Here is a 6646-nt window from a genome sequence, read left to right on the forward strand (position 1 = left end):
AACCCTCATACATTCGCCTATTAACGGAGTGGTTTTAAGACTTTTAGCAAATCCCGGCAAAAGATTGATGCGCCAAATGGATGCCCCTGATTCATCCACCGCTTTGATTATTTTTGAGGCAGACAAACTACAAGCACGTATCGACGTCCCACTTGCGGACGCCTCCAAACTTTCATTAAACCAAAAAGTTGAAATCGTTTGTTCTATTTTACCAGAGCTAAAATTTGAGGGAATATTAACTCGAATCTCTGGTGAAGCAGACCTGCAAAGAAATACACTTCAGGTAAAAGTTCGGATTCTGAACCCAGATGACAGACTAAGGCCGGAAATGCTCTGCCGAGCTAAATTTTTATTAGATACAGAGAACTCAAAAAGTAAAAACTCTGCAAACAGTCTCGGCGTTTTTGTACCTTTCACACTGAAGCCTGAAAATAATCAATCAATAAAAGAACTCTGGATAATTGGGGCAGATGGCAGAAGTGCAGAATTACGGAAAGTTCGTTTTGGTAATGAAATTAACAATCAATATATATCTGTTATTTCTGGCCTAAATGCGGGGGACCTCATCATTCTCAACCCACCATCTTCCCTAAAATCTGGCGACCGGATTAAAATTTCCAAATTCCAATGAAACATTCTTACATTGAAGCACTGGGATTAACCAAAGAGTACCTCAAGGGCGAACAGTCCATTACTCCTCTTGCAGGTTTAAGTATGGAGGTTTTTCCTGCTGAATTTATTGCCTTGATGGGACCCTCAGGCAGTGGAAAAACTACTTTGCTAAATATCATTGCGGGGGTGGATTCTCCCTCTTCTGGAAGTCTTCGAATTGGAGATTCTCATCTGGACCAAATGAATCGCGATCAGCTTACAAGTTGGCGTTCCCGTAACATTGGCTATATTTTTCAACTCTACCATTTACTTCCGGTTCTCAGCGCTTATGAAAATGTCGAGCTTCCCTTATTGATCCACTCAATGAAGAAGAAAGAGCGCCGAGCTCGCGTTGAAGCAGTAATGGAACAAGTTGGACTGGTTGATCGAATGAATCATCGGCCTAATGAACTTTCTGGGGGTCAAGAACAACGGGTAGCCATAGCTCGGGCCCTAGTAACCGACCCCTCATTAATTGTTGCTGACGAACCAACTGGGGATTTAGACCGGCAGTCGGCGGACGAAATTCTCGATCTGTTGCAATCCTTAAGCGAAGTACAAAAAAGAACCATTGTTATGGTTACTCACGACCCTAAAGCTGCAGCCCGAGCATCTCGGTTGCTTGAGTTGGAAAAAGGCAAACTTTTGCAAAGTAAATGAAACTGTTTTTTATCCTTATAAATATAGCCTCGTTATCCTGCAAACAGGCCTTAAGAAACCGCACTCGCTCTTTTCTAACTTTACTGGGTGTGGCAACCGGTATGTTTTTGTTTGCTTCGGTTGAAACTATGCAAGGTTCCCTTCAAACAGCCACAGTTTCAAACGCTGATGACACCACGCTCGTTGTGTATCGAGAAAACAGATTTTGCCCGGCAACCAGCCGGCTGCCCGAACATTACAAAAACGAAATAGCTAAATTACCAGGAGTAAAATCGGTTATTCCCATTCAAATCGTAGTTAATAATTGTGGCACCAGTTTGGACGTGGTCGTTTTCCGAGGTGTACCTAGTGACACTTTTAAGGACAAAAATGGTGAAATCAAAATGTTGAAAGGTTCATGGGAAACCTGGCAAAAAAGAGATGATGGAGCTCTAATAGGAAAAAATCTGGCCAAAAGAAGAAAATTGAATGTAGGTGATCTATTTGACGCGGCTGGAATAACAGTTTCGGTCAGTGGCGTCGTCGAGGCTGAAGATAGTTCACAAAATGACAATGTAGCCTTTGTTCACCTGCCTTTTCTTCAACAGGCTTCGAAAATCGGTTTGGGCGTGGTCACACAATTCAACGTAAAGGTAAATGATTCCTCTTTGATAAAGAGCGTATCTCATGCTATTGACCAAAGGTTTAAAAGCGACACTGAGCCCACCTCCACCCAGCCTGAGAAGGCTTTTTTTGCCAATACCGCGACCGAACTCATCGAACTTATACGGTTTTCTAGGTGGATTGGTCTTGCTTGTGTTTGTGCGGTCGTGGGACTGATAGCTAACTCCATTCTGCTCACAGTAAGAGGAAAAATATCCGAACATGCCGTTCTCAAAACCTTGGGGTATTCCAAGGTGATGATTGGTTGGATGATTCTTGCGGAAGGTGTTTTACTTTCTGGGCTTGGTGGCTTTTTGGGTATTTTTGCGTCCTATTGCTTTCTTCATTACCAAGGTGTTTCGATAGGAAACGAAGGATTAGTTTTGGCTTTCGTCCCATCTAGTGAAGTGGTTTTTCGAGGCATTTTTGCCTCTCTTGGGATGGGAGTAATTGCTGGTCTTTACCCAGCTTGGCAAGGTAGCAAATCCTCCATCCAGGAAAGCCTCAAAACAGCCTGATTGCATGATTCCTTTTATCTACTCCTGCAGAAACCTTCTGCGCAGACCCGGCCAATCAGTTCAATTGATTAGCGGAAGTTCATTAGTTGTAATACTAGTCATGCTTGCTGCATCTATGAACCAAGCTATGGAGCGTACTCTTGCCCAAACCGGGGACTCTAGAAATGTCATCCTTCTAGGTGCTGGAAGTGAAGAAAGTGTGGAACGAAGCGAAGTTCAGAGTGGTTTGGATCAAATTTTAGCTGGTTCAATTCCCGGAATCCTTCAGACTATGGAAAAGCCTACAATTTCTCCGGAAATTCATTTCAACGGAATCCTCAATAATAATGGAATAAAGTCTCAGGCTTTAGTTAGAGGGGTACGCCATGAAGCCTTATGGGTACACAAAGGTATCCGGATTTTAAAAGGCCGCTTTCCAGAATCTGGAGAAATAATGATTGGCAGATTGGCACACCACAAACTTGGCCTAGAAAATTCGGCCCTCCAAGTCGGAAAAATGGTGGAATTAAGTGGAGAAGAATTGAAAATTTCCGGAGTTTTTGACGCGATTGGAACAGTTATGGAGGCTGAAGTTTGGGTACCGCTTCAGGATCTGATGACTTATACGCAAAGAGACAAACTATCCTGTGTCGTAGTAGCCCTCGCGAGTACCGACTTCATTCCTGATTTAGATGCATTTACAAAACAAAGATTAGACTTGGAATTGGTTGCGATTCAAGAAACTCAATATTACGCAAAAATGTCTAGATTTTACGCACCTATACGATGGATGGCATGGCTTTGTGCAATTCTCCTCTCTATAGGTGCTTTATTTGGTGGTCTAAATACTCTGTATGCCGCATTTTCTGCTCGAATTCAGGAATTTGGAGCTATGCAAGCAATTGGATTTACCAGAAAGGCAATACTCTTGAGCTTGATCCAAGAATCCTGCGTTACTGGGTTTATTGGATCAATTTGTTCATTTTTAATTGTTCTAGGAATGCTTCAAGATATCGCATTTCCTTTTTCTATAGGTGTATTTATTTTAGACTTTAATTCTCCCATATTAGTACTTGGGTTGGGAACTGGAATTATCCTAGGAGTACTCGGGGGTTTACCCCCAGCATGGAATTGCTTGCGTAAATCTTTACCAGAAACACTTAGATCTTCTTAATTACATCGTTAATAAATGAATATGAAAACATCCTTAAAATTTATCATACTATTAATTTCAATATTTTTAATCTGCAATTGCGGAATGGAAAGTGATGAGAATGAAAAAAAGAAAAGGTTTGCTTTAAAGGCAAACTTACCAGTGGATTTCATTACTAATCAAAACCTTGGAGACTCCTTGTCAGTCGTTGAGGCAAAAAAAAGAGCTAATTCAGGGGAAATTATTGTTATAAACGGTTTTATAGGAGGACGCAGAGAGCCTTTTACTGCAGGAAGGGCCAGTTTTATTCTATGTGATGACTCGATTAAGGCTTGTGACGAGATAGATACTCATCATTGCCCAACTCCATGGGATGCTTGTTGTGAAGATAGAAAGAGAATTTTATCCTCTACAATTAGTATCCAAGTAGTAGACGAACAAACCAATTTACTCAGAGGTACGCTTAAAGGAGTAAAGGGGTTGAAACCAGGGAGAAAAATCAAAGTACTTGGAACAATAGACTCACAATCAATCCCACCTGCGATGCTTTTAAATGCTCAGCAAATTGAACTCCTATAATATTTAAATATATTTCTATATTCCGCAATGAGGTTTTATTTATATTTTTTATTCATTTGGTTGGTAAGTAGTTGTGTAAATCATAAAAATGATGATTTAAAGTATTCTCCTGAATCGAAGTTAAATTATAATCATCAATTTAGTCTAAGTACGGAAGACAACAATGTGTCACTGGAACTTAGCTTTCAATCCACGATTAAGAATAGGGATCTTCACGATCTCATTCTAAAAGCTCTTAAAGAAAATCCTTCTTGGCATGCAAAATTAGCAAAGCTCGATTTAGCAAAATCAAAATCTGGTTTTCGGACTGATGGTTCCAAACCTCTTTCGAAAGGATCCATCGGATTGAACCAAGGACAGGAAAAGTCCAAAATAACCAATTTTCAAACTTCCCGAACTCCTCGATGGGAATCCAGTGCTATGTATGGATGGGAGGTAGACTTATGGGGCAAGTGGAATGAACGTAAAAAAGAATCTGCTAAATTTATTGAGGCTGAAAAGCATGTACTCGAAGGAGCAAAACTAAAATTGATTTACAGCATTACTGAACGATGGCTTATGGCATGTTTCCTGAAGGAAGAACTGGCCATAGCAACCAGACAAATTAGAGACCATAACGAAGCACACATTTTGCATCTACATAAATATAATGCAGGATTAGACGATAACATCAGTTTGATTAAAATGGAGACACAAATCAAATTACAAGTTTTAGAACATAATCGGATCAAACAAGATCTCGATATCTGTATGATACAACTAGGAACGCTTCTGGGTTCACCACTTGACGGGAACCTCTCTGAAATTCCAAACCTCTCATCATTAACCTTACCTAGTTTACCTTCTCTTCTACCGAGTAGATTGCTTCAGGGGAGACCTGATATTCTTGCTGGCCAATTAAAGATATATGCACAAGCACATAGAATCAATGCCTCACGCTTAAATCTTTATCCTTCTCTTAACCTCAACCTTTCTGGCATTGGAATGAGTGGTGACCTGTCCGATGGATTCGAACAATGGAAATTCTCTGGAGGACCTGTGATAGACTTACCCATATTAAGCCCTAAGCGAAGAACTCAGTTAAGAATAGATGAGGCTTCCCTAAAGATGATTGATCTAGAGTGGAAGGCTTCTCTTTTACGGGCAGTTAGAGAAATTGAATCGGCCACTATTAAACATCAATCAAATGTAAAAGATTTTAACATATCCCAGAATTTAGTGGATGAATTTATAAAAGCCTATCAAATTTCCGATCTAAAATTTCAAGCCGGATTGATCTCAAGAATTGATCTTATCCAGGAAATGAACCGTTTAAACGAAAGTAAAAGAACATCTCTTAATTATAGAAGTAATTATTGGAAATCATTTCTTATCTTATCCGAAAGGCTTGGTATCAACTGGTTAGACTAAATTTCTCATGTTTATTATGAATACCTTTACAGAGAAATTGATTTTTAAAGTTCTAAAATATTGTATAGCTTAGTTTTGTTGAGTATTGCTGATTATTAGTGCAAAAAAATAAAACAGTGCAGTGTATTTTAGGTTCTTGTAAATTCCCTCAGACATGTCAATGGAACCAAACTTGCATGGAAGTAGGCTTAAGGAAAAGCCTTGAAGCCAAAGAAAAGAAGAAGGCTTCCAAGGTGGAAGGTAGTTCCTGTAAAAATCAGAAGCCAGATCTTTTTAATCCAGGCGGTTTATCAAGGAGTACTTTTACCAAAAAAGACCGGCGTAAGGATTGAGACGAGCCAAGACCCTCATTTTTAAGCCAATTCCGAGTCTCGTTTCGCTCAACTCGTTCATGAACCTCCCAACTTTTTTCAGAAATTACTCTTTTTGAAGTCTGCGAGGGCAACGGTATAGGTTCATCCAGATTATAGTCAGGTTGCTGGGGTACTTCCTTAATACTTCCCCTGACTTCCGCCCGCGGTGGTATCGGTTCAATAGCTTCCCCAAAAGCTTCTTTAAGCAAATCACCCAAGCCTTTTTCACCAGCAACCTCTTTGTAGTCAGTTACCGGTTTCTGCTTGAAAGGTCTATCTCGAGGAGCACTTTTATTTCTTTCCTTCTCTTTTTTCTTTCTTCCTTCCAGTATTTTGCCCACAAATGAAGCAATGAGAAGCCCTACGATAAACAAGGTATCTATGGGCAAATCAGGCATAATATATAAATTATATTTTTTGTTGGGGGAAAATTGTACTATTTATCGCTAGAGATACTTTCTCTCATTTCAGTATCCGCCTCGATGTTGCGCATCCTGTAATAATCCATAATCCCTAAATTGCCTTTTTGAAATGCTTCGGCCATAGCAAGCGGAATTTGTGCTTCCGCCTCGACTAACTTGGCCTGCATCTCTTGTACTTTAGCTTTATTTTCCTGCTCCAAAGCAACCGCGGCGGCTCTGCGAATTTCTGCTTGAGCCTGAGCAACTTCCTTGTCTGCGGAAGCTTGAGAAGACCTAAGA

Annotated in this window: 8 protein-coding genes; 6 read left to right on the top strand and 2 right to left on the bottom strand. The window is 40.2% G+C overall.

The features are described from left to right. From ACKPQ4_RS09455 to ACKPQ4_RS09480, 6 genes are all read left to right on the top strand, one after another. On the top strand, positions 1-631 hold a 631-nt coding region (locus ACKPQ4_RS09455), incomplete at its 5' end, for an efflux RND transporter periplasmic adaptor subunit (protein WP_407680936.1). Continuing rightward, positions 628-1311, top strand: coding sequence for an ABC transporter ATP-binding protein (locus ACKPQ4_RS09460; RefSeq protein WP_407680937.1), 684 nt, complete (start codon positions 628-630; stop codon positions 1309-1311). The genes ACKPQ4_RS09455 and ACKPQ4_RS09460, both read left to right, overlap by 4 nt. After that, positions 1308-2471, top strand: a complete 1164-nt coding sequence (locus ACKPQ4_RS09465) for an ABC transporter permease (protein WP_407680938.1) — start codon at positions 1308-1310, stop codon at positions 2469-2471. The genes ACKPQ4_RS09460 and ACKPQ4_RS09465 overlap by 4 nt, the downstream gene beginning before the upstream one ends. Before the next feature lie 4 nt (positions 2472-2475). Next, positions 2476-3624 carry an ABC transporter permease gene (locus ACKPQ4_RS09470; protein WP_407680939.1) on the top strand — a complete coding sequence of 383 codons (1149 nt, stop codon included), beginning with the start codon at positions 2476-2478 and terminating at the stop codon, positions 3622-3624. 84 nt (positions 3625-3708) lie between these two features. Continuing rightward, positions 3709-4182: a hypothetical protein gene (locus tag ACKPQ4_RS09475; protein WP_407680940.1), complete on the top strand. Its 474-nt coding sequence runs from the start codon at positions 3709-3711 to the stop codon at positions 4180-4182. A 165-nt stretch (positions 4183-4347) separates the two neighbouring features. Further along, entirely contained in the window at positions 4348-5592 is a 1245-nt protein-coding gene (locus ACKPQ4_RS09480) for a TolC family protein (RefSeq protein ID WP_407680941.1), read from the top strand. Between the two features lie 256 nt (positions 5593-5848). Here the strand turns inward: ACKPQ4_RS09480 and ACKPQ4_RS09485 are convergent, their stop codons facing one another. Both ACKPQ4_RS09485 and ACKPQ4_RS09490 read right to left on the bottom strand, forming a co-directional pair. Then, on the bottom strand, positions 5849-6343 hold the full coding sequence (locus tag ACKPQ4_RS09485) for a hypothetical protein (RefSeq protein WP_407680942.1): 495 nt from the start codon (positions 6341-6343) through the stop codon (positions 5849-5851). A gap of 38 nt (positions 6344-6381) precedes the next feature. Then, positions 6382-6646, bottom strand: a 265-nt coding sequence (locus tag ACKPQ4_RS09490; RefSeq protein ID WP_407680943.1) for a flotillin-like FloA family protein, incomplete at its 5' end; no start/stop codon positions are given.

The sequence above is a fragment of the Candidatus Chordibacter forsetii genome (assembly GCF_964187505.1).
GTDB lineage: Bacteria > Verrucomicrobiota > Verrucomicrobiia > Opitutales > Seribacteraceae > Chordibacter > Chordibacter forsetii.